The 19917-nt window shown below is 73.5% G+C and carries 22 protein-coding genes; 9 read left to right on the forward strand and 13 right to left on the reverse strand.

Features of this window, described 5'->3' with window-relative positions:
- On the forward strand, positions 1-467 hold a 467-nt coding region (locus AB1207_RS06025; RefSeq protein WP_496204299.1), incomplete at its 5' end, for a phosphotriesterase family protein.
- 23 nt (positions 468-490) lie between these two features.
- Here AB1207_RS06025 and AB1207_RS06030 read toward each other — a convergent pair.
- From AB1207_RS06030 to AB1207_RS06045, 4 genes are all read right to left on the reverse strand, one after another.
- Positions 491-1177 carry a PAS domain-containing protein gene (locus AB1207_RS06030; RefSeq protein ID WP_367636951.1) on the reverse strand — a complete coding sequence of 229 codons (687 nt, stop codon included), beginning with the start codon at positions 1175-1177 and terminating at the stop codon, positions 491-493.
- 66 nt (positions 1178-1243) lie between these two features.
- On the reverse strand, positions 1244-1756 hold the full coding sequence (locus AB1207_RS06035; protein WP_367636952.1) for a hypothetical protein: 513 nt from the start codon (positions 1754-1756) through the stop codon (positions 1244-1246).
- 7 nt (positions 1757-1763) lie between these two features.
- Positions 1764-2441 carry a TasA family protein gene (locus AB1207_RS06040; protein WP_367636953.1) on the reverse strand — a complete coding sequence of 226 codons (678 nt, stop codon included), beginning with the start codon at positions 2439-2441 and terminating at the stop codon, positions 1764-1766.
- The gene (locus AB1207_RS06045; RefSeq protein ID WP_367636955.1) at positions 2438-3082 is read right to left on the reverse strand and encodes a S24/S26 family peptidase; all 645 of its coding nucleotides are present in this window, start codon (positions 3080-3082) and stop codon (positions 2438-2440) included. Before AB1207_RS06045 ends, AB1207_RS06040 begins: the two co-directional genes overlap by 4 nt.
- A gap of 115 nt (positions 3083-3197) precedes the next feature.
- Between AB1207_RS06045 and AB1207_RS06050 the strand changes: the two genes are divergently transcribed.
- The 4 genes from AB1207_RS06050 (at position 3198) to AB1207_RS06065 (ending at position 9593) form a co-directional block, all read left to right on the forward strand.
- The gene (locus AB1207_RS06050) at positions 3198-5762 is read left to right on the forward strand and encodes a DEAD/DEAH box helicase (protein ID WP_367636957.1); all 2565 of its coding nucleotides are present in this window, start codon (positions 3198-3200) and stop codon (positions 5760-5762) included.
- Positions 5763-5796: 34 nt separating this feature from the next.
- A complete protein-coding gene (locus tag AB1207_RS06055; protein ID WP_437178878.1) occupies positions 5797-6969 on the forward strand; it encodes an aminotransferase class V-fold PLP-dependent enzyme in 1173 nt (390 codons plus the stop codon).
- Positions 6970-6988: 19 nt separating this feature from the next.
- Positions 6989-7969, forward strand: a complete 981-nt coding sequence (locus AB1207_RS06060) for an aldo/keto reductase (protein WP_367636960.1) — start codon at positions 6989-6991, stop codon at positions 7967-7969.
- A 64-nt stretch (positions 7970-8033) separates the two neighbouring features.
- Positions 8034-9593: a diguanylate cyclase gene (locus tag AB1207_RS06065; RefSeq protein WP_367636961.1), complete on the forward strand. Its 1560-nt coding sequence runs from the start codon at positions 8034-8036 to the stop codon at positions 9591-9593.
- Between the two features lie 6 nt (positions 9594-9599).
- On the opposite strand, the gene AB1207_RS06070 is transcribed toward AB1207_RS06065, so the two are convergent.
- Complete coding sequence (locus AB1207_RS06070) at positions 9600-10118, reverse strand: GyrI-like domain-containing protein (RefSeq protein WP_367636962.1); 519 nt, start codon at positions 10116-10118, stop codon at positions 9600-9602.
- 81 nt (positions 10119-10199) lie between these two features.
- Between AB1207_RS06070 and AB1207_RS06075 the strand changes: the two genes are divergently transcribed.
- Positions 10200-10544 (forward strand): hypothetical protein, encoded by a 345-nt coding sequence (locus AB1207_RS06075; RefSeq protein WP_367636964.1) that lies wholly within the window; start codon positions 10200-10202, stop codon positions 10542-10544.
- 10 nt (positions 10545-10554) lie between these two features.
- Here the strand turns inward: AB1207_RS06075 and AB1207_RS06080 are convergent, their stop codons facing one another.
- The 4 genes from AB1207_RS06080 to aspS are packed head-to-tail and all read right to left on the reverse strand — an operon-like array spanning position 10555 to position 13931.
- Entirely contained in the window at positions 10555-11205 is a 651-nt protein-coding gene (locus AB1207_RS06080) for an MOSC domain-containing protein (protein ID WP_437178879.1), read from the reverse strand.
- A gap of 9 nt (positions 11206-11214) precedes the next feature.
- Positions 11215-11655 (reverse strand): hypothetical protein, encoded by a 441-nt coding sequence (locus AB1207_RS06085; protein WP_367636965.1) that lies wholly within the window; start codon positions 11653-11655, stop codon positions 11215-11217.
- A gap of 12 nt (positions 11656-11667) precedes the next feature.
- The gene (locus AB1207_RS06090) at positions 11668-12657 is read right to left on the reverse strand and encodes a phosphotransferase family protein (RefSeq protein WP_367636967.1); all 990 of its coding nucleotides are present in this window, start codon (positions 12655-12657) and stop codon (positions 11668-11670) included.
- On the reverse strand, positions 12654-13931 hold the full coding sequence (aspS, locus tag AB1207_RS06095; protein ID WP_367636969.1) for an aspartate--tRNA(Asn) ligase: 1278 nt from the start codon (positions 13929-13931) through the stop codon (positions 12654-12656). The genes AB1207_RS06090 and aspS overlap by 4 nt, the downstream gene beginning before the upstream one ends.
- A gap of 457 nt (positions 13932-14388) precedes the next feature.
- Here aspS and AB1207_RS06100 point away from each other — a divergent pair, with 457 nt between their 5' ends.
- Complete coding sequence (locus AB1207_RS06100; protein WP_367636970.1) at positions 14389-15138, forward strand: class I SAM-dependent methyltransferase; 750 nt, start codon at positions 14389-14391, stop codon at positions 15136-15138.
- Positions 15139-15170: 32 nt separating this feature from the next.
- On the opposite strand, the gene AB1207_RS06105 is transcribed toward AB1207_RS06100, so the two are convergent.
- The gene (locus AB1207_RS06105) at positions 15171-15566 is read right to left on the reverse strand and encodes an ATP-binding protein (RefSeq protein ID WP_367636972.1); all 396 of its coding nucleotides are present in this window, start codon (positions 15564-15566) and stop codon (positions 15171-15173) included.
- Positions 15563-15973 (reverse strand): DUF2200 domain-containing protein, encoded by a 411-nt coding sequence (locus AB1207_RS06110; protein ID WP_367636973.1) that lies wholly within the window; start codon positions 15971-15973, stop codon positions 15563-15565. Before AB1207_RS06110 ends, AB1207_RS06105 begins: the two co-directional genes overlap by 4 nt.
- A gap of 117 nt (positions 15974-16090) precedes the next feature.
- Between AB1207_RS06110 and AB1207_RS06115 the strand changes: the two genes are divergently transcribed.
- Positions 16091-16459 (forward strand): hypothetical protein, encoded by a 369-nt coding sequence (locus AB1207_RS06115; protein ID WP_367636974.1) that lies wholly within the window; start codon positions 16091-16093, stop codon positions 16457-16459.
- 17 nt (positions 16460-16476) lie between these two features.
- Positions 16477-16845 carry a VOC family protein gene (locus AB1207_RS06120; RefSeq protein ID WP_367636976.1) on the forward strand — a complete coding sequence of 123 codons (369 nt, stop codon included), beginning with the start codon at positions 16477-16479 and terminating at the stop codon, positions 16843-16845.
- A 279-nt stretch (positions 16846-17124) separates the two neighbouring features.
- Here AB1207_RS06120 and AB1207_RS06125 read toward each other — a convergent pair whose 3' ends face one another.
- Together AB1207_RS06125 and AB1207_RS06130 are read right to left on the reverse strand one after the other, a co-directional pair.
- A complete protein-coding gene (locus AB1207_RS06125; RefSeq protein WP_367636977.1) occupies positions 17125-17697 on the reverse strand; it encodes a P-loop nucleotide/nucleoside kinase family protein in 573 nt (190 codons plus the stop codon).
- A 131-nt stretch (positions 17698-17828) separates the two neighbouring features.
- Complete coding sequence (locus tag AB1207_RS06130) at positions 17829-19877, reverse strand: alkaline phosphatase (protein WP_367636978.1); 2049 nt, start codon at positions 19875-19877, stop codon at positions 17829-17831.
- Positions 19878-19917: the final 40 nt, after the last annotated feature.

Raw genomic sequence — 19917 nt, forward strand, 5'->3', positions numbered from 1 at the left:
ACCGCGTCGTGCGTGCGGCGGCCGGGCCCGCCGCACGCACCGGCGCCCTCGTCGGGTCGCACACGACGGACGGGCGGGTCGTCCTGGGGCAGATCGACCTCGCCGTGGCCGAGGGCCTGCCGCCGGACCGGTTCCTGTCCATCCACACGCAGACCGTCGGGGACGCGGCGGTGCGGCAGGAGATCGTCGACCGCGGTGCGTGGATCGAGTTCGACGACGTCGGGCAGGGCGACGACACCCGCACGCTGGAACTGGTGCTCGGCAGCCTGGCGGCGGGGCAGGGGGACCGGTTGCTGGTCTCCCACGACGCGGGGTGGTTCGACCCGGCCCTGCCGGGTGGCGGGGCTCCCCGCCCGTTCACCGAGCTGACGACGACGTTCCTGCCGGCGCTGCGGGCGGCGGGTGTGGGCCCGGACGTCGTCGACGACCTCTGCGTCCGCAACCCGTTCCGCGCGTTCGCGCGGTGAGTTCCATCGCCTGACTGCCGGACCTACGGGCTGGGCATCGTGAAACCGACGATCTGCTCGGTGTCGCCGTCCTCCCCGGTGAGGGCGTGCCCGACCGTGGACAGCCACCGGACCGAGCCGTCGGACTGCAGCACGCGGAAGCGCAGGCTGAGCGAGGACGCCTTGGCGAACGCTTCGCGGGTCGTCTTCGACACCCGCTCCTGGTCCTCCGGGTGGACGTGCCGGAGGGTGTCGTCCCAGGACAACCGGTGCTGGCGGGAGGGGAACCCGAGCAGGCCGCTGACGCGTTCGTCGAGGTCGACGACCTCGGGCGACAGGTGCATGGCGAAGGCGCCGGAGGGGGTCTGGGGCAACCCCCGCGTCGCCGTCCACGCGCGGAAGCCGACCGGGTCGACGGTCGCGGCGGCGAGGTCGATGCGGGCGCGCACCGAGGCCGGCAGCTCGGGGATCACGGCCTGCCCCAGCGGGCTCGTCAGCATCAACCGGACGAGCACGTGGAAGGGGACGGCGTCCCCCTGCACGAGCAGCCCGAGCTGGCGGCCGTGGTCGTCGTCGAGGGCGAGGCTGTCGACGAGCGACGTCATCTCGGGGTCCGGTCCGGGGGGTGGTTCGTCCCCCCAGAGGTCGGCGAGGTCCGCCCGCACCTGTTCCGCCCGTCGCCGGACGTGGTGCTCGCGCGACAGGCTGTCGTCGTCGCTGATCGGACCCACCCCCCGTGAACGCTCCCACCTAGCGCACAGGATGTCGCAGAGAGCGCTCTCGCACCACGGTGAACCTCACGAGTTCACCGAACGGGCCGCAGGGGCGGTGGCGAGGGCCTGCAGTGTGACGCCGGTAGCCAGGAGGCCGCTCACCTTGAGGTACCAAGTCTGACCGGGGCTCGGTGGTGGCGTGCTCCCGCCGGCGGTGTAGGTCGGGTTCGTGCTGGAGAACGGGACCACTTGGGTGCAGTTGCCCAGCACCCACGGCACGCGGCAGATCGACAAGCTCGCCAGGAGGTCCAGGTCGACGCCCGCCGTGAGGGTCATGGACCCGGGCACGACCGACCCGGTGTTCGTCAACGTCAGGTAGGCGGGGGTCAGTACCGTGACGCTGAAGGGGACGGCCGCGGTCGGACCGGTCGCCGGGGACGTGCCCGGCACGACGACGACCGACCAGGTGGCCACGCCGACGACCTGGGCCGTCGTGTTGTGCGCGCGGGCGTTCGGGGCGGCCGACGCCGGTGCGGCGCCGAGGAAGGCGAGCACCACACCGGCGGCGGCCGCCCACCGTCGGCGGGTGGCGGCCACCGACGGCTCAGCTGTTGAGCGAGACGGACGCGCGCTGGTCCATGGTGAAGGTCCACCGCAGCGAGGACGACAGGCCCTGGACGGACCCCGGTGCCACGACACCGTTGGTCGACACCTCGGAGATGCTCGCGGGCAGGCCGAGGGACACCTTGTAGTACTGCGTGCCGCCCGCGGCGAAGGTGGGCGCCAGGGTTTGAGCGGTCGCCTTGAAGGTCGCGGCCGGCTGGGCGATGGCGGCGCCGGCCGTCCCGCTGCACGCCGGCGTGCCGGACGGCGTCCACGTCCAGGCGACCGTGCAGGACTGGACGGTGACCTGCAGGCCCTTCACCGCGTCGGTGGTCAAGGCGGTCACCGTGGACTGGTCCGACAGGGCGAGGTTCAGGTTGGCGCCGTCGAGCGTCCCGGTGTTGGCGACCTGGACGAAGCGCGTCGCGACGTCCCCGGGGGCGAGGTTCGCGATGGCCTGCGAGAAACCGACGCTGCTGCCGCTGGAGCCGAGGGTCAGCAGCAGGGTTCCGGCGCTGACCTGCTCGGCGGTGCTGTTGAAGGCTTCCGCCTTGAGCAGGGCGTAGACCCCGCTGGACGTGATGGCGATGCCGGCGACCGCGGTGGCGGCGATGCCGGCGACGGTCTTGAGCACGCCCGCGTGACGGGCGGCGCCGGTCGCGGTCTGCTTGCGGCTCATCGGATCTCCTCGGTGTGCAGGGCGGGGTCGAGGTGCTGGGGGGCGTGCCGGTCGCGGCAGCGCTCGCAGGTGCAGTCGCGCAGCCGCACGTACTGCCGGCGGACGGCCCACGCCGTCAGCCCCAGTCCGCCGAGGCCGATGGCCAGGGCCGCGGGCAGGGGGTTGGCGTGCAGGGCGGCCACGGCGGCGGTGACGGGGGCGGGCACGGCGGGTGCCGTCGCGAGGACCACGGGGACCGGTGCCTCGGCGTCGATCGACGTCCACAGGTCGGTCGCGGTGTTGGCGTCACCACGGGTCAGGACGCGGACGATGCCGCGTTCGGGCAGGACCTGGAGGATGCGGTGGGCGCGGGTGGTGCCGTCGGCGAAGGTCAGCAGCGGCACCTGCCCGGCCCGCAGCGACAGGGCGTCGCGCTCGACGGTCACGAGGTGGTCGCCGGCGGCGAAGCTGGGCTTCATCGAGTCGGACAGGACCGCGTGCAGCGTCAGGCCGGTGACGAGGTGCGCGCACACCAGCGTCGTGGCGAAGAGCAGCAGACCGACCTGGACGGTCGTCAGCAGGGCTCGGCCCACGGGACGCAGCGTGCGCCGGGCGGAGGCCCGCGGAGCGACGGGGACGACGACCACCGGGACCACCTCCATGACTAGATGACTTCTAGAAGCACTGTGGGCTTCGGTCGGCCGGAGAGGACCCTTGAGGCCCCGCGGTTGGTGCGTCCGGGTGATGCACGTCCCCCGGTGGGAGCATGGGAGGGCCATGACGACCCTCGCGCCCACGCTCCCCGAGCTCCTGCCCACCCCGACCGACGGCACGGCCGCCGACCCCGACGCCGTCCTGGAGGCCTTCACCGAGTGGGTCAGCGGTCGCGGCATCGCGCTCTACCCCGCGCAGGAGGAGGCGCTGCTCGAGGTGGTCTCCGGGGCCAACGTCGTGCTCGCCACCCCCACCGGGTCCGGCAAGTCCCTCGTCGCCGCCGGCGCCCACGCCGCGGCGCTCGCGGCGGGGATCCGCTCGTTCTACACGGCGCCGCTCAAGGCGCTGGTGAGCGAGAAGTTCTTCGCCCTCATCGAGGTCTTCGGCGCGCAGAACGTCGGGATGATGACGGGCGACGCGTCCGTGAACCCGGGCGCGCCGATCGTCTGCTGCACCGCCGAGGTCCTCGCGAACCTCGCGCTGCGCTCGGGCGCCTTCGCCGACGTCGGCCAGGTCGTCATGGACGAGTTCCACTTCTACGCCGACCCCGACCGCGGCTGGGCCTGGCAGGTCCCGCTGATCGAGCTGCCGCAGGCGCAGTTCCTCCTGATGTCCGCGACCCTCGGCGACGTCACCGCGCTGCGCGACGACCTCAGCCGCCGCACGGGCCGCGCGACCGCGCTCGTGACGTCGGTGGAACGGCCCGTCCCGCTGCACTACTCCTACGCCACGACGCCGCTGCAGGAGACGGTCGAGGAACTCCTCCAGACCGACCGCGCCCCCGTCTACGTCGTGCACTCCACGCAGGCCGCGGCCGTCGAGCAGGCGCAGGCCCTCACGAGCGCGAAGATCGCCACCCGAGAGCAGCGCGACGCCATCGCCGAGGCCATCGGCGCGTTCCGGTTCGCCGCCGGGTTCGGCAAGGTCCTGTCCCGGTTGCTGCGGATGGGCGTCGGCGTCCACCACGCCGGGATGCTGCCCAAGTACCGCCGGCTCGTGGAGACGCTGGCCCAGGCCGGGCTGCTCAAGGTGATCTGCGGCACCGACACGCTCGGCGTCGGGATCAACGTCCCCATCCGCACCGTGCTGTTCGGGGGGCTGACGAAGTTCGACGGCCGCCGCAACCGGCACTACCGGGTGCGGGAGTTCCACCAGATCGCCGGCCGCGCCGGCCGCGCCGGGTTCGACACCGCCGGTACCGTCGTCGTGCAGGCCCCCGAGCACGAGGTCGAGAACGCGCGCCGCGTCGCCAAGGCCGGGGACGACCCGAAGAAGCAGAAGCGCGTCCAGCGGGTCAAGGCGCCGGAGGGTTTCATCTCCTGGTCGCAGCAGACGATGGACAAGCTCGTCACGGGGGAACCCGAGCAGCTCACCTCCCACTTCCGGGTGACCACCTCGATGCTGCTGAACGTCCTGCAGCGGCCGGGGAACCCCGTGGAGGCCGCGCGGCACCTGCTGCTGGACAACCACGAACCCCGCAAGAACCAGCTCAAGCACGTCCGCCGCGCCGTGGAGCTGTTCCGCGCGCTGCTCGACGCCGGCATCGTGGAGACGCTGCCCGAACCCCTGGCCGACGGCCGGCAGGTGCGGCTCGTCGCCGACCTGCAGCTCGACTTCGCCCTCAACCAGCCGCTGTCGCCGTTCGCGCTCGCCGTCGTCGACGACCTGCTGGACCCCGCGTCACCGACGTACGCGCTCGACGTCGTGTCCGTCATCGAGGCGACGCTCGACGAACCGATGAAGGTGCTGCTGGCCCAGAAGTCGAAGGCCAAGGGCGATGCGGTGCAGCGCATGAAGGCCGACGGCATCGAGTACGAGGAGCGCATGGAACTCCTCGAGGACGTCGAGTGGCCGCAGCCGCTGGCCGAGGAACTGCGCGCGGCGTACGAGACGTACCGGTCCGGGAACCCCTGGGTCGGCGACTACGAGGTGCGCCCCAAGTCCGTCGTGCGCGACATGTACGAGCGGGCCATGACGTTCGGCGACTACGTCGCGTACTACCAGCTCGCCCGTTCCGAGGGCCTCGTCCTGCGGTACCTGTCCGACGCCTACAAGGCGCTCAAGCAGACCGTCCCCGACGACGCCCGCACCGAGGAGCTCACCGACCTCGTCGAGTGGCTCGGGGAAGTGGTGCGGCAGACCGACTCCTCGCTCCTCGCCGAGTGGGAGGCGCTGCGCGACGGCGTCGACGTCGCCGAGGTGGAGAACGTCGTCGCGCCGCAGGAGGACGAGGCCCCGCCCGTCACCGCCAACGCGCGCGCCTTCCGCGTCCTGGTGCGCAACGGGATGTTCCGGTTCGTCGAGCTGTGCGCCCTGGACCGCCCCGCCGCCCTCGCCGCGCTCGACGGGTCCCCCGACGAGGACACGTGGGCCGACCAGCTCGACGCGTACTACGAGGAGCACGAGACGATCGGGACCGGCCCCGACGCGCGCGGCCCGCACCTGCTGCAGGTCGACGACGGGTCCGGCCCGGACCCGAAGGGTTCCGCCCGGAACTGGTACGTGCGGCAGGTCCTGGAGGACCCGGCCGGCGACCGCGACTGGGGGATCGTCGCCGAGGTGGACCTCGACGCCTCCGACGAGGCCGGCACGGCCGTCCTCCGCGTCGCGGGCCTCCTGCGCCTCTGACCGGACCCGTGTTCCCCGCGCCGGGCCTGGTTGGATGCGCACCGTGACGCTCACCTGGGCCCTCGACCCGTCCGTCCGGCACCTCAACCACGGCTCGTTCGGCGCCGTCCCGCAGCCCGCGCTCGACGCGCAGAGCGCGTACCGCGACCTCATGGAGGGCGCGCCGGTGCGCTGGTTCGTCGGGGTTCCCGACCGCATCGCGGCGGCGCGGGAGCGCGTCGCGCCGCACCTGCGGGTCGACGCGGACGACCTCGCGTTCGTGCCCAACGCCAGCGCCGGCGCGACGGTCGTGTTCTCCTCGTTGCGGGCCGAGGCCGGTGGCGAGGTCGTCGTCACCGACCACGGGTACGGCGCGGTGACGATGGGCGCGCAGCGCTTCGCGCGGCGCTGGGGGTGCACGGTGCGGACGGCGCACGTCCCGCTGGCGGCCGGCCCGCAGGAGGCGGCCGAGGCGGTCACCGCGGAGTTCTCCGACCGGACGGTCCTCGTCGTCGTCGACCACGTCACGTCCCCGACGGGCCGGTTCCTCCCGGTGGACCGGGTGAGCGCCGCGGCTCGGGCCCGCGGCATCCCCGTCCTCGTCGACGGCGCGCACGTCCCGCTCATGCTCGACGATCCCCTCGCGGGCGTCGACTGCGACGTGTGGGTCGGGAACCTGCACAAGTTCGGCTGCGCGCCGCGGGGTTCGGGGGTGCTCGTCGCCCGCGGTCCGCTGCGCGGAGAACTCGACCCGCTCGTCGACTCGTGGGGCGTCGGGAAACCGTACCCGGCGAACTTCGACGAGCAGGGAACGCAGGACTTCACGAGCTGGCTCGCCGCCCCCGACGCCCTCGACGCGGTCGAGCGCGAGATCGGCTGGGAACGCGTCCGCGCCGACGCCTCCGAGCTCGTCGAACGCGCCGCGGACCTCGTCGCGGACGCGTTCGCGGCCCGGACGGGGCAGGACCACCGCGTCGAGGTCGGAACCCCGGCGGTCCCGTTCCGGCTCGTCCGGCTGCCGGGCCGGCTCGGGTTCGGCCCCGGTGGGGGGAACGCGCTGCGCGACCGGGTCCTGGCCGAGTTCTCCGTCGAGTGCGCGTTCACGGCCTTCGGCGACGAGGCGTTCCTGCGGCTGTCCGCCCACGCGTACAACACCCTCGACGACTACGCCGACTTCGCCGACCGCTGCGTCCCCGCCCTGGTGGAGTGGTCGCGCGACCCGGCGTGAGCCCTCGTAGGGTCGGGACGTGCAGACGAGGACACTGGGCAGGACGGGCCGCGACGTCGGCGTCGTCGGGATGGGTTGCTGGCAGATCGGCGGCAGCTGGGGGACGGTCGACGAGGACGCCGCGCTCGGGACGTTGCAGGCCGCGGCCGACGCGGGCGTCACGTTCTTCGACACCGCGGACGTCTACGGCGACGGCCGCAGCGAGCAGCTGCTCGGGCGCTTCCTGCCGACCGCACCGGAGGGCGTCGTCGTCGCGACGAAGATGGGCCGGCGCGCCGACCCGCACGTCGCCGAGGCCTACACGCTCGACGCGTTCCGCGCCTGGAACGACCGCAGCCGCGAGAACCTGGGCGTCGACACGCTCGACCTCGTCCAGCTGCACTGCCCGCCGAGCGACGTCCTCCACACCGACGCCGTGTTCGACGCGCTCGACACCCTGGTGCAGGAGGGCCGCACCCGCGCCTACGGGGTGTCGGTGGAGACGGTCGCCGAGGGCCTGGCCGCGGTCGCCCGCCCGCACGTCGCGAGCGTCCAGATCATCCTCAACCCCCTGCGCCTGAAGCCGGTGACGGAGTTCCTGCCGGCCGCCGCCGAAGCCGGGGTCGGTGTCGTCGTCCGCGTCCCGCTCGCCTCCGGGCTGCTGACCGGGCGCATCGACGAGTCGACGACGTTCCCCGCCGACGACCACCGCAACTTCAACCGCAACGGTGAGAGCTTCGACGTGGGGGAGACCTTCGCGGGCGTCCCGCTGCACGCCGGGGTCGCCGCGGCGAAGCGCCTCGCGCAGGTCGCCGGGGACACGCCGCTCGCGGCCTTCACGCTGCGGTGGATCGTCGAGCAGCCCGGCGTCAGCGTCGTCATCCCCGGCGCCCGCTCGCCCGAGCAGGCGCGCGGCAACGCCGCGGCGGCGGACCTCCCCGCGCCCACCGCGGCGCAGCTCGACGCCGTCGAGGAGGTCTACCGCGACCTCGTCGCGGAGCACGTGCACCACCGCTGGTGAGGCACGACGCGGCGGGCGGGTGATCTTCCTCAAGGGTCCGCCCGCCGCCGCCGATGTGTTCTAGATGACGCGTCCGCCGGTGGGGAGCGCGCTCCTGGACCAGGTGCGCGCTCTCGAGCGATCCCGCGGGTACGACCTGCTGGAGCAGGTGCCCCACGCCACCGACCTCGAGGAGCAGGCCCTCGCGGTCGGGGACCTGGTGACGGCCGCCCGCGCGACCCTCGTCCGCGCCGACGTCGCGTGCTCGGCGGGGGCGCTGGACCAGGCGAGCACGATCGTGACCGCGGCGCTGCGCGTCGCCGAGGAGTCCGGCGACGGTGAGCTCCTCGCGCGCACCCACTACATCCGCTCCCTCATGCACCTGCAGGCCGGTGACCTCGCCGAGGCGCGCTGGCACGGTGTGCGGTCCCTGGAGGAGCTGCCTCCGGACGCCCCCGCCTGGCTGCGGGCCGAGCACCTGCTGGGCCTGAGCGTCGTCCTGGACCGCTCCACCGACTCCTACGAGAACGTCATCGCCGAGGTCCTGGCCATCGCGGCGACCGAGGACGACCACTGGCTCGAGCTCTTCGCCCTCAACAACGCCGCGTGGGACCACGTGGACCGCGGGTTCGTCGACGAGGCCGTGCGGCTGGCCGGCCGGATGCGGCGGGTGTCCCTCCAGAACGGCCTGCGGTTGCGCAGCGCCGACCTGGACACGATCGCCACGATCGAGATGCGCGCCGGGCGGCTCGAGGACGCCTGGGACACCATCAGCCACGCGTTCCTGCCGGGAACCCCCGACGTCGGCGCCGACCACGAGCCCATCGTCCGGCTCACGGCGTTCCGCATCCTCATCGGCCTCGGCCGCCCCCAGGAGGCGCTCGAACAGCTCCACCTCGCCCGCACCGTCGGGACCGAGCGGCACCTGCCGGGCGTCCTCGCCGACGTGGAGGAGGCGGACGCGACCTACCGTGCGGCGCAGGGGGACTGGGAGGGGGCCTACCGCGCCCACGTGCGCTTCCACGACGAGCACGTGCGGTTGCAGGGTCGGCAGGACGCGGCCCGTGCGATGCTCGCGCAGGCCCAGTTCGACGCCGTCACGGCCCGCCGCGACCGCGACCGGTTCCGGACGCTCGCGTTCACCGACTCCCTCACCGGCCTGCCCAACCGCCGCGCCGTGGAGGACCACGTCCGCGAGGTGCTGGAGGGTCCCGGGCCGGTGGCGGTCGCCATCGTCGACCTCGACCACTTCAAGCGCATCAACGACGAACGTTCCCACGACGCCGGCGACGCCGTCCTGCGCGACCTGGGCCACCTGCTCACCGAGTACGTCGTCGGTTCCCCCGGGAAGTTCGTCGCGCGCCTGGGCGGGGAGGAGTTCGTCGTCGTCTGGGACGGCTGGGCCGCCGGATCCGTCGTGGCGTCGGCCGAGACGTTGCGCGGTCTCGTCGCCGCGCACGACTGGTACGGCTGCACCACGGGTCTGCCCGTGACCGTCAGCATCGGTTTCGCGAGCACCGAGGAGTCGTGCTCGACCTGGTCGGACCTCATGGCGCGCGCCGACGAGCGGCTCTACGACGCCAAGCGCGGCGGCCGCAACCGCGTCGTGGGGCCGGCGGGCCTGCTGCAGGGCCAGGGCGCCTGAGGTCGGTCAGTCGGCCAACCGGAACGCCAGTTCGGTGTCCCACAGGTCCATCCGCGGTTCCTCCGCCGGGTCGGTGAGGTAGTGATCCACCCGGCACCCCCACACCTCGCCCTCGGGGGAGGGACGGACGTCGAACCGCAGGCCCTGGGCCTGCGTCCAGGCCAGCAGGTCCGCGGTGGCCCCGACGAGGGTGTCCGGGTGGCCGCGGTGGACGACCGTGACGTAGCGCCCGGCGGGCAGGACGTCCCGGTGCACGTCGTCGACGCGGGCGGCCAGGTCGAGCGCGTCCTCGGGGACGGGGACCCCCGCCACGACGACCATCTCGTGCGCCATGTCGATGACCTCGTAGCGCAGGAGCACGGGCCCCGTCGGGACCACGTCGTGCGCGAGGACGACGTCGACGAGGCCGGAGATGCGGTCGGCCACCAGGTGCATCGACGTCATGGTGACGGTTCGTCGGGAGCCGAGGTAGGGGACGGCGGGACGGTCCTCGACCGTCGGGTCGTGGCGCAGGGTCGTGTGCATGCCGGGTGGACCGTCCGGACCCGGGGAACTCATCGGTCTGGCACGGTTTCCCCGGGACCGGTCGGCGGGCAGTGTGGGGGGATGGAGCCGCTCAGCGCCGAGGAGGCCCTGGACGCCGTGCAGGCGGTGCTGCGCGCACGGGGCGTCGTTCGTGGGGAGCCGTGGCGCAACGACATCACCGCCACCGACGACGGCGCCTGGACGGTGCGGACGTGGACCGGCGCCGACACCCCGGGGCCACCCGACCACGTGCACCGCGTGTCCCCAGCGCCTGGAGGTGCGGCCCCGCGTGTCGAGCGGGTGTTCCCGGTGCGGGCGCCGCGCCGGGCGAGGGCGTCGCGGAAGCTCGACCACTCCGCCCCCGGAACCCTCCACGAGCCTCCGCCGTGGCCGGCGCGGGAGGACCTGCCGCCGCGGTCCGACTGAGACCGGCCCGTCAGCCGCGCTCCAGCCGCTGCTCGACCGCCTCGGCGTCCTCGCGGGGCAGTTCGGGGACGTCGCGCAGCAACGGCAGCAGCGCGGGTTCGGTCGTGAAGGCGGCGAACGCCGTCGCGACGGTGACGCCGTGCGCGGGCACGTCGACGACGCGGACGGGGGAGCCGCCGGTGAGCGTGCCCGGGTTCAGGACCCGCAGGTACGCCCCCGGCACCCGGGCCCGTGTGAAGCGCGGTACCCACTTCTGCTCGCCGAGCCACACCGCGAACGTCACGCACGGGATCCGCGGGCACGAGACCTGCAGGACGACGTCGCCGACCACCCAGTGTTCGCCGATCACCGCCCCGGTGACGTCGATCCCCGCGGTCGTCAGGTTCTCGCCGAAGGTGCCGTTCGCCAACGGGCGACCCAGTTCCCGCTCCCAGGCGTCGAGGTCCTCCCGGGCGTAGGCGTAGACGGCCTGGTCGTCACCGCCGTGGTTGGCGGTGTCGCTGATGTGGTCGCCCACGAGCCCGCTGCCGCCGACCCCCTTGGGGCCCGGTGCCCGCACCTCCACCGGCCCGTCGACGGGGCGCTTGTCGATGCCGCTCGTGCCCGACTTCGCCGCGATGGCCCGGCGCTCGCCGACGTTGACGCTGAGGATGCTCGACACCCCGCCACCCTAGGAACTCGTCGGGCCACCGGACAGCGGGTTTCCTCCGGGGCCCCGGGTGTCGAGGCCGTCGACCAGGTTCTTCGCGTCCAGCAGGCTCAGCCGCGGGTCGGCCGTGCGGAGGGCCTTGATGAGTGCGACCCGGTCGTCGCGGGTCCCGATGTCCACTCCCCGGTCCCGGGCGAGGCCCAGGAGCCGCTCGGCGGGCCACTCCAGAGCGGCGGCGCGGGACACCCTGCGGCGCTGCTCGTCCGCGGTGGAGGGCCCGCGCCGGAGAACTCTCCGCAGTCCACGCACGGCGACGCCGAAGGCCGCGACCGCCAGGGCGGCCCGGATCCACTCCCGGTCGTGGCCGTACCCGATGGCCAGGACGACGGTGCTGCCCGTCAGCAGGGCCCAGCCGGTCACCTCGAGGCGGTGGGCCCAGACGGGGAGGCGGGGGGCGGTCACCGACCGAGGATGTCAGCCGGGAACGTCCGCGAGCACCTTCCCCAGGTTGTGCTCGGCGATCTCCTCCATGACCCCGGCGTCGGGGAAGCCCTGGGCGACGAGCCGGAGCGGACCCTCGACGAGCGACAGGTGCAGGGCCAGCCGGTAGAGCGCCAGGCGCGCCGGATCGAGGCCTGGGAGCCGCAGTCGCGCGTAGTGCTCGCCGAACCGCAGGTCCAGGAAGGCGTGCTCCCACTCCACGTCCGCCCACATCAGCCCCTCGAGGTCGACGAGCACCGGGCGTCCCGTCGCGTCGATCAGGACGTGGTCCGGGCCGAGTTCCCCGTGGACGAGGCCGTGGGTGACGGGTTCGCGGACGCCCACCGCTGCGACGCGGTCCAGCAGGAGCGCCTCGACCCGGTCGGCTGCGGCCGCCAACCGGGGCTCGTGGGCCGAAGCGGCCGTGAGGTGCCGGCGCGCCTGGTGGGCGACGACCTCGTGGAACGGGGGTTGCGGCCCGGCGGGGGAGCCGGTGTGCAGGACCTTGCCCCAGCGCGTGGCCGTCGTCGTGGCCATCCGGCTCAGGTGGCCGTGCAGTTCCGCCAGGGCGGGAACCGCCGCCTCCGCGTCGGACGCCAGGAGGTCCTGCAGGGAACCTCCGGCGACGTCCTCGACGACCGCGCAGTCCACCGGGAGCTCCGCACCGCGACGTTCGACGTGCAGGATCCGCGGAACCCGGACGCCGATGCCGGTCAGCAGGTCGTGAGCTCCCGTCAGGAGTTCGAGCCCGTTGGCCGCCGTGAACGGTTCGACGTCCGCGGCGGGGTCCTCCGACCCGTGCCACCAGTCCTCGTCCTCGTGCCACACGTAGAGGACCACCGGCGGACCGCCCGAGGTCGTGACCCGGAAGACGCCCTTCTTCGTCCCGCCCCGCAGCCGGTGCACGTCGTGGACGCGCACCGGCCGGCCGAGGGCCTCGCGGCACAGTCGTTCGACCGTCCCCGGGTCCAGCGGCCCGGTCACGGGGTCAGCCGGTGCAGGTCGCGGGGGAACAACGTGCTGCGCCGGATGTTGTCGAGCCCGGTCAGCCGCGCCACCCACCGTTCGAGCCCCAGGGCGAAACCCCCGTGCGGGGGCATGCCGTGGGAGAACGTGTCGAGGTAGCCGCGGTAGTCCTCCGGGTCCATCCCCCGTTCCGTCAGCGCGCGGACGTAGGCGGCGTGCTCGTGCAGACGCTGCCCACCCGTCACCAGTTCCAGCCCTCGGAACAGCAGGTCGAACGAGTTCGTCCACCGCGGGTCGCCCGGTTGGGGGTGGGTGTAGAACGGCCGCTTCGCCGACGGGTAGCCCTCGACAGCGAGGAACTCGCTGCCGTGCTCCTGCACCGCCCACCGGCTGAGTGCGCGCTCGTGCTCGGGCGCGAGGTCGGGTTCGTCGGGGGAGGCGCCGACGAGGCGGAGCGCCTCGCTGAAGTGCACGACCGGGACCTCCTCCGGGACGACGGGCAGGTCCAGGCCGGCCGGACTCGTCCCCGTCAGTTCCCCGACCGCGCCGACCATCCCGGCGAGCACCTCGCGCAGCACGGCCAGCACGTCGCGGTGGTCGTCGATGAAACCGAGTTCCACGTCCAGCGAGGTGTACTGCGCGAGGTGCCGGACGGTGTCGTGGGGTTCGGCGCGGAACACCGGGCCCGTCTCGTACACCCGCTCGAAGACGCCGACCAGGGCCTGCTTGGAGAACTGCGGCGACTGCGCCAGGAACGCGGGACGCCCGAACCAGTCCACTGCGAAGACGCCGGCGCCGGACTCGGTCGCCGTGGCGGTCACCTTCGGCGTGGCGATCTCCGTGAAACCCGCGGCGTCCAGGGTGCGCCGGAAACCCCGAAGGGACGCCGCCGCCACCTGCCACACCGCGTTCTGCGCCGGGTGCCGCCAGGAGAGGGCGCCGTGGTCGAGCAGCGTGGGCAGGGACGCGTCCAGTTCGGGACGCCACAGCTCCAGGGGCGACGGGGCCGCCGGTGGGCTGAGGGCGGTGATGACGGGTGCCGTCACCTCCACTCCGCCGGGGGCCCGCGAGTTCGCCGTCGCGGTGCCCTCCACGCGGACGACCGTCTCCTCCGGCAGCGCTGCGATCTGCCGGCGCGCGGCGCCGTCGGTGACGACGGTCTGGGACAGCCCCGACCGGTCGCGCAGCACGAGGAACGTGCGGTCCGCGAACGTGCGGCGCCGGTGGACCCAGCCCTCGACCCGCACGGGTCCTCCGGCGTGGGTGGGGAGAGCGGCGTTCAGAGTTCTCACGGGTCGTCGTGGCACGGGCACCTCCAGGAGTTCCAGCCCCGGGAGGTGTGGGCGATCGGGTTGCTCGCGGTGCCACCACACCTTCACCGGCCCGGGTCGGGCCGGCCTCGTCGGTCCGGTGACGGGGACCAATCGTGCGGCTCGGAGGTCGTCACGCTCGTCGACGCCGCGGGGACAACTGTAGGGACACGTCCGGCTGTCCGTCGAGAGCGTTTCGCGGGGCGTCGGTGACGCGCGCAGCCGTCGTGGCCGCCGTGGCGATCGCGCTCACCGGGCGGTACGTCACCGACCTCTGGCTGCCGCACCGGCCGAGCACCATCGCCGCCAGCCTCGTCGTGGCCGTCTGCCTCGGTGTCTTCCGCCTCGGCCGCCCCCGCGTCCGCGAGGAACCACATGCCCGTCGAGACCGTGCCCACGGCGAGTTCCCAGGCGGTCGGGGCGCTGCGACCATCCTCACGTGGAGTCGAGACCCTCGGTCGCCCGCCCGTTCTACAGCACCTTCGCCGATCTGTACGACCACGTCGTCACGGACCCCGTCGGCCCGTGGACCGAGGCCGTCGAGGGGGCGCTCGCGTCGCGTGGCGTGGAGCGGGGAACCCTCCTGGACGCCGGGTGCGGCACGGGACGGCACGCCGCGGCGTTCGCGGCCCTCGGCCACCGCGTCACGCTCCTCGACGCCTCGGCCGAACTCCTCGCCGTGGCGTCCACCCGCTGTCCGGGCGCCCCGGCCCACCTCGGCGACGTGCGCGATCCCCACCTGCCCGGGTCCTTCGACGTGCTCACCTGCCGCGGGGTCCTCAACGACCTCCTGGGGGACGCCGACCGCGACGCCGCGGTTCGCTCCTCGGCCAGGCTCCTGCGGCCCGGTGGGATGCTGGCTCTCGACGTGCGGGACGTCGGCCGCTCCCGGGAGAGGACGGACGACACGCCGCGCAGCACGACCGTCCACCGCGACACGGGCAGCGCCGTGACGTTCACCCACCGGTCGCGGTGGGAGGACGGACTCCTCGTCGTGGCCGAGGAACACCGCGAACGCAGCCCTGACGGTTCGGTCGACGTGCAGGAGTTCACGTTCCGCATGCGCCCGTGGACGGAGCAGGAGGTGCACGAGAGGTTGGGCCGCGCCGGGTTCGCCGACGTCGTCACGGGCCCCGGCGTCGGCGGGCGGTGGGACCGGCTGTTCGTGACAGCCGTCCGGCGAGCCTGACCCGTCAGGTGCCACCCACGGCCGCCGGGGCGCTACCGCGGCAGGTCGAACCAGATCGTCTTCCCGCGCGCGTCCGGCCGCACGCCCCAGTCCCCGGCGAGCACGTCGACGATCGCCATGCCCCGTCCGTGCACGGCGGAGGAGTCGGGGTGCCGGACGGCGGGCAGGGACGCGTTCTGGTCGCCCACTTCGACGTGCACCCGCACCGAGCTGACCGCCACGGCCAGCCGCACCCGGCTGCGGGCGTGCTCCACCGCGTTGGTCACGAGTTCGCTCACCAGCAGCACCGCGGTGTCGCAGACGGTCTCCGCGACCTGGAACTGCGCGCAGTGGTCCCGCACGAACGCGCGCGCTCGCGCCACGGCGCGGCGGTCGCGTTCCAGGTCCACCGAGGGGGGCACCGACGAGGGCACCGACCGGGCGATCACGGCACGATGGTGGACCATCGACCGCCGGCCCGCGCGGGTGGGGCGGCGTTCGGCGCGCCCCCGCGCAGGATCGACGACGTGCGCTTGCCGCGGGCCACCTCGTCGACGAGCTCGTGCATCCAGCGGATCCGCTGCAGGAGCGGGTCCTCGATCTCCTCGACGCGGTGGCCGCAGACGACGCCGGTGATGAGCGAGGCGTCCGGGTTCATCCGCGGTGCCCGGGCGGAGAAGGTCTCCAGGTCGACGCCCTCGGCGGCCGCGCGGCGCAGGCGGTCGGCGTCGTAGCCGGTGAGCCAGGTGATGACCTGGTCGACGTCCCGGGCGTCGCGTCCCTTGCGCTGCACCTTCGCGACGTGGAGGGGGTGGATGTCGGCGAACGGCACGCCGAAGATCCGCTGTCGCGCCACGGTGTCCTCCCTCCTGTGGACCCTCCGGTGGGCGTGGAGCCAGTCTGGGCCTCCTCGGCGGGCGGTGACCAGGCCCGGACCGCTCAAGGCGCACCCCGCGACGCTCGATGGGAGGGGGTGGATCCCCTCGCGTCCGCCCCGGACTGCCCGCAGTGCGGTCGCGTCCTGCGCCCGGGGGACGCGTGGTGCTCCCTCTGCTTCGCACCCGCCCCGTCCCGGACGTTCAGCGGGCCCCTGGCGACGCACCGCTCCGACGACCCCGCGCCGGTGGCGCGGGTGCAGCACCGGACGTCGCGGTGGGCCGGCAGCAGCGTCACCTTCGGTCCCGTCGGCCGGGTGGTGGTGACCCTGCTGCTGCTGTGCGTCGGTCCGGCCGTGCTGGTGTGGGGCGGGCCGGGGAGCCTGGTGGCCGCGATCCTGTGGATCGCCGTCGTCCTGCCGTGGGCGCTGCGCGACGTCTGGCGCAAGGTGCGCGTCGGGCGCTGACGGCCCACGCTGGCGGGGTGACGACGCTCCGGCTGACCGCGACCGTCCTCGACACGCCCGACCCGCCGGCCCTGGCGCGGTTCTACCGCCACCTGCTCGGCTTCGAGACGGTGTCGGAGGACCCGGACTGGGTGGTCCTGCGGGGCCCGGACGGGCAGGGGCTGTCGTTCCAGCGCGAGTCCGGGTACTCCCGGCCGGCCTGGCCGGCGGCGCAGGGGGAGCAGCAGATGCAGGACCACCTCGACATCGCGGTGGACGACCTGGAAGCTGCTGTCGCGCACGCCGTCTCGGGCGGGGCTCAGGTGGAGGAGTTCCAGCCGCAGGAGACGGTGCGCGTGGTGCGGGACCCGCACGGGCACCTGTTCTGCCTCTACCTGCCGGACTGACCAGGGAGGCTGACGCGTCGAGGGGGGTTGCCTGGTGGCCGACCCCCCGGCCACCAGGCTGTCACCCCTACGCCCGCGAGTCCGATGCGTCCTCTCCGACCCCCCGGTCGAGACGCACCCCCCGGACTCCCGGGTCCAGCTGCCCGGCTGTCGACCCCCCGACCGCCGGACTCAGGCCTTGCGCACTGCGTTCCCCCCGAGTCCGTCGCGCCACCAGGCCCCCCGACCAGGACACGCCCCCCGGACTCACCCGCGACATCGCTGCACGCACCGCGAGCGTTACACCCGTTCGGACGTGTCCTGGGTCACACACAGGAACGACCCTGCCGACGGGTCGAAGCCGGGCCAGCGACGGCTCGCCCAGCCGGCCCAGGACTGCCCGGCGGGAGGTGCGGGGACCGGCCCGCCGCCGAGCTCGGACTCCTCGGGCGCCTCGAAGGAGGCCCGCCACGCGACGAGCTCGTCGCCGGAGATGGGGAAGGTGTCCTGCGGTCGCTCCCGCCACCGGCGCGCCACGCGCTCGCGCTGGACGTCGGCCTCGACGGCCAGGTGCTCGACGACGCAGGCCACCCCCGCGGCGCCGAAGACGTGCCGCAGGGCGTCGCGCTCGTCGCGCGACCAGAACCCGAAGTCGAGGACCACGTCGACGCCGAGCGCCGCGGCCCGCAGACCCGTGGTGAGCAGCAGTCCCTCGACGGCGTCGCGTTCCGGTGCGGGGTTGGCCCCGCCGAACAGCCGCACCATCCACGCGTCGGTCGTCAGGCGCAGCGCGGGTCTCTCGCGCTCCAGGACGCGGGCGCGGGTCGTCTTGCCGGCGGCGGGGAGCCCGACCAGGAGGAACGCGGTGGCCACGCGACCAGCCTGCCGCCGGGTCCGCGACCGCGCGAGGGTTCACCCCGGTCACGCGGAAGGGCTTCGTCGCCTCCCCGAGGTCGGTCATCGACCCCGGGGAGGCGACGAGGCCCCAGCGGAACGGCGGTGCGTCAGCTGACGAGCGCGCCCGTCGTCGCGGCGGGGGCGGACGTCGTGGTCTCGGCGGCGGCCACCTCGGTCTCGGCGAGCTTGCCGGCGGTGCTCTTGAGCGAGTACGTGGGGATCTGCAGCCCCAGCGCAGCGCAGATGGTGTGGAACACCTCGGTGTTGTCGAGCAGCGTGGCGAAACCCTGCGAACCGGGGCCGGAGGCACCGATGAAGACGTCCTCGACCGTGTGCACGCAGTTCGTCTCGTCGAGCGGCAGGTTGCCGATCTGGACGACCGAACCGGGGTCGCGGGCGGGGTTCGGGTAGGCCCGCTCGGTCACCGGGTCCTCCAGGGCCGGCTGCTCCAGGACGGCGTTGTGCGCGAAGTCGTCCGGGTGGTCCGGGTGGTTGGACCAGCCGAAGAACAGCTGCACGTCGGGGTTCGGGTCGTCGGGGAACCCGTCGCCGTTGGAGTCGACGTACGTCGGGAACCCGGCGTCGGCGTACACGCCGTTCTGCTGGCGTGCGGGCGAACCCTCCTTGGAGAGGGTGTGCGTCCCGGCGATGCTCATGGCGTGGTTGTGGTCGGCGGTGATGACGATGAGGGTGTCGTCGCGGTCCTTCGCCCACTCCTTGACGGCGGCGAGCGCCTGGTCCAGCTCGATCGTGTCGTAGACCGCGCGGGGGCCGTCGAGCGGGTGCTCGGACTTGTCGATGGACGCACCCTCCACCATGAGGAAGAAGCCCTTGTCGTTCTTCTCCAGGACCTTCAGGGCGGCCTGTGTCATCTCGACCAGGCCGGGCTGGTCGGTGAAGTCGCCGAGGACCTGCGGGTTCGGCGTGACCTGGCGGTCGATGTAGACGTTGAGGTGGCTCAGGGTGAAGGTGCCCAGCAGCTTGTCGGGGGTCCCGGCCGCCATGACGGCGGCGAGTTCGGTCCGGGTCCCGGCGTAGGCGAAGCCCTTGTCCTTGAACTCCTCGATGAGGTTCCGGTCGTCCTTGCGCTTGGAGCCCTTCTCCGACTGCGGCAGGAAGGTCGCCCGGCCACCGCCCATGAAGACGTCGGGCATCTGGCCGGGCTCGAGGGCCTGGTCCATGATGCTGACGTACTCGGACCGGCGACGCGTGTGCGCGAACACCGCGGCCGGGGTGGCGTCCTGCACCTCGGCGGTGGTGACGATGCCGACGGACATGCCGCGGGCCCTCTTGAGGACCTCGGCCATCGTCTCGACGTGCGGGCTCGCGGCGGGGTCCTCGGAGTTCCCGGGGTACACGCCCATCGCGTTGACCGCGGACTTGTGGCCGGTCATGTAGGCGGACATGGAGTTCGCCGAGTCGGTGGCGATGGAGTCGCAGCCCGACGTCGTGACGTTCCCACGGTGCTCCATGGTGTCCATCTCGAGCAGGGCCTTGTACTTGCCTTCCACGATGCCCTTGGACAGGATGCGCGCGCCGGTGATGGCGGCCTGGCCCATGCCGTCGCCGAGCAGGAAGACGACGTTCTTGGCGGTCTTCCCCTTCGCGTCGGACAGGACGACCTCGTGGACGACCTCCTGCGAGGCCGACCCCTTCGAGGAGCTGACGGCGGCGGCGATGCGGTAGGTGCCCGCGGCGGGGTAGACGAGGTTCTTGAACGTCACCTCGACCGAGTCGGATGCCGAGCTGGTGCGGACCGGGGCGGGGCTCAGGAGCGGGGCGGGGCCGCTGCCGTCGCTGACCTTGATGACGATCTTGGTCGTCTCCGGGTCGACGCCGGTCGCCTCGATGCGCAGGTCGAAGGTGGCGCCGACCTGGAACTTCGCACGGTCGATGGGCAGGATCCGCACGGCGGAGCCGGTCGAGGTCGCGGCCTGGACGATCCGCCGCACCGTGGTGCCGAAGTGGGCGTCCTTGACGTGGAGCTGGGCCGGGACGTACGCCGGCGCGGCCGACGCCGAGGAGGCGTCCACCAGACCCTTGCCGAAGACGACGGCGGTCGCGAGACCGCCGGTGCCGAGCAGGCCGCGGCGGGTGAAGAACCCGCGCCGTTCCTGCGTTCCGTCCTCGGTGGGGGTGTTCTGCGTGTCGGACACGAGGGTCCTCTCGTCTGGGGTTCACCCGGCGCTGGGCGCC

The sequence above is a fragment of the Kineococcus endophyticus genome, from assembly GCF_040796495.1.
In the GTDB taxonomy this organism is placed as follows: domain Bacteria; phylum Actinomycetota; class Actinomycetes; order Actinomycetales; family Kineococcaceae; genus Kineococcus; species Kineococcus endophyticus.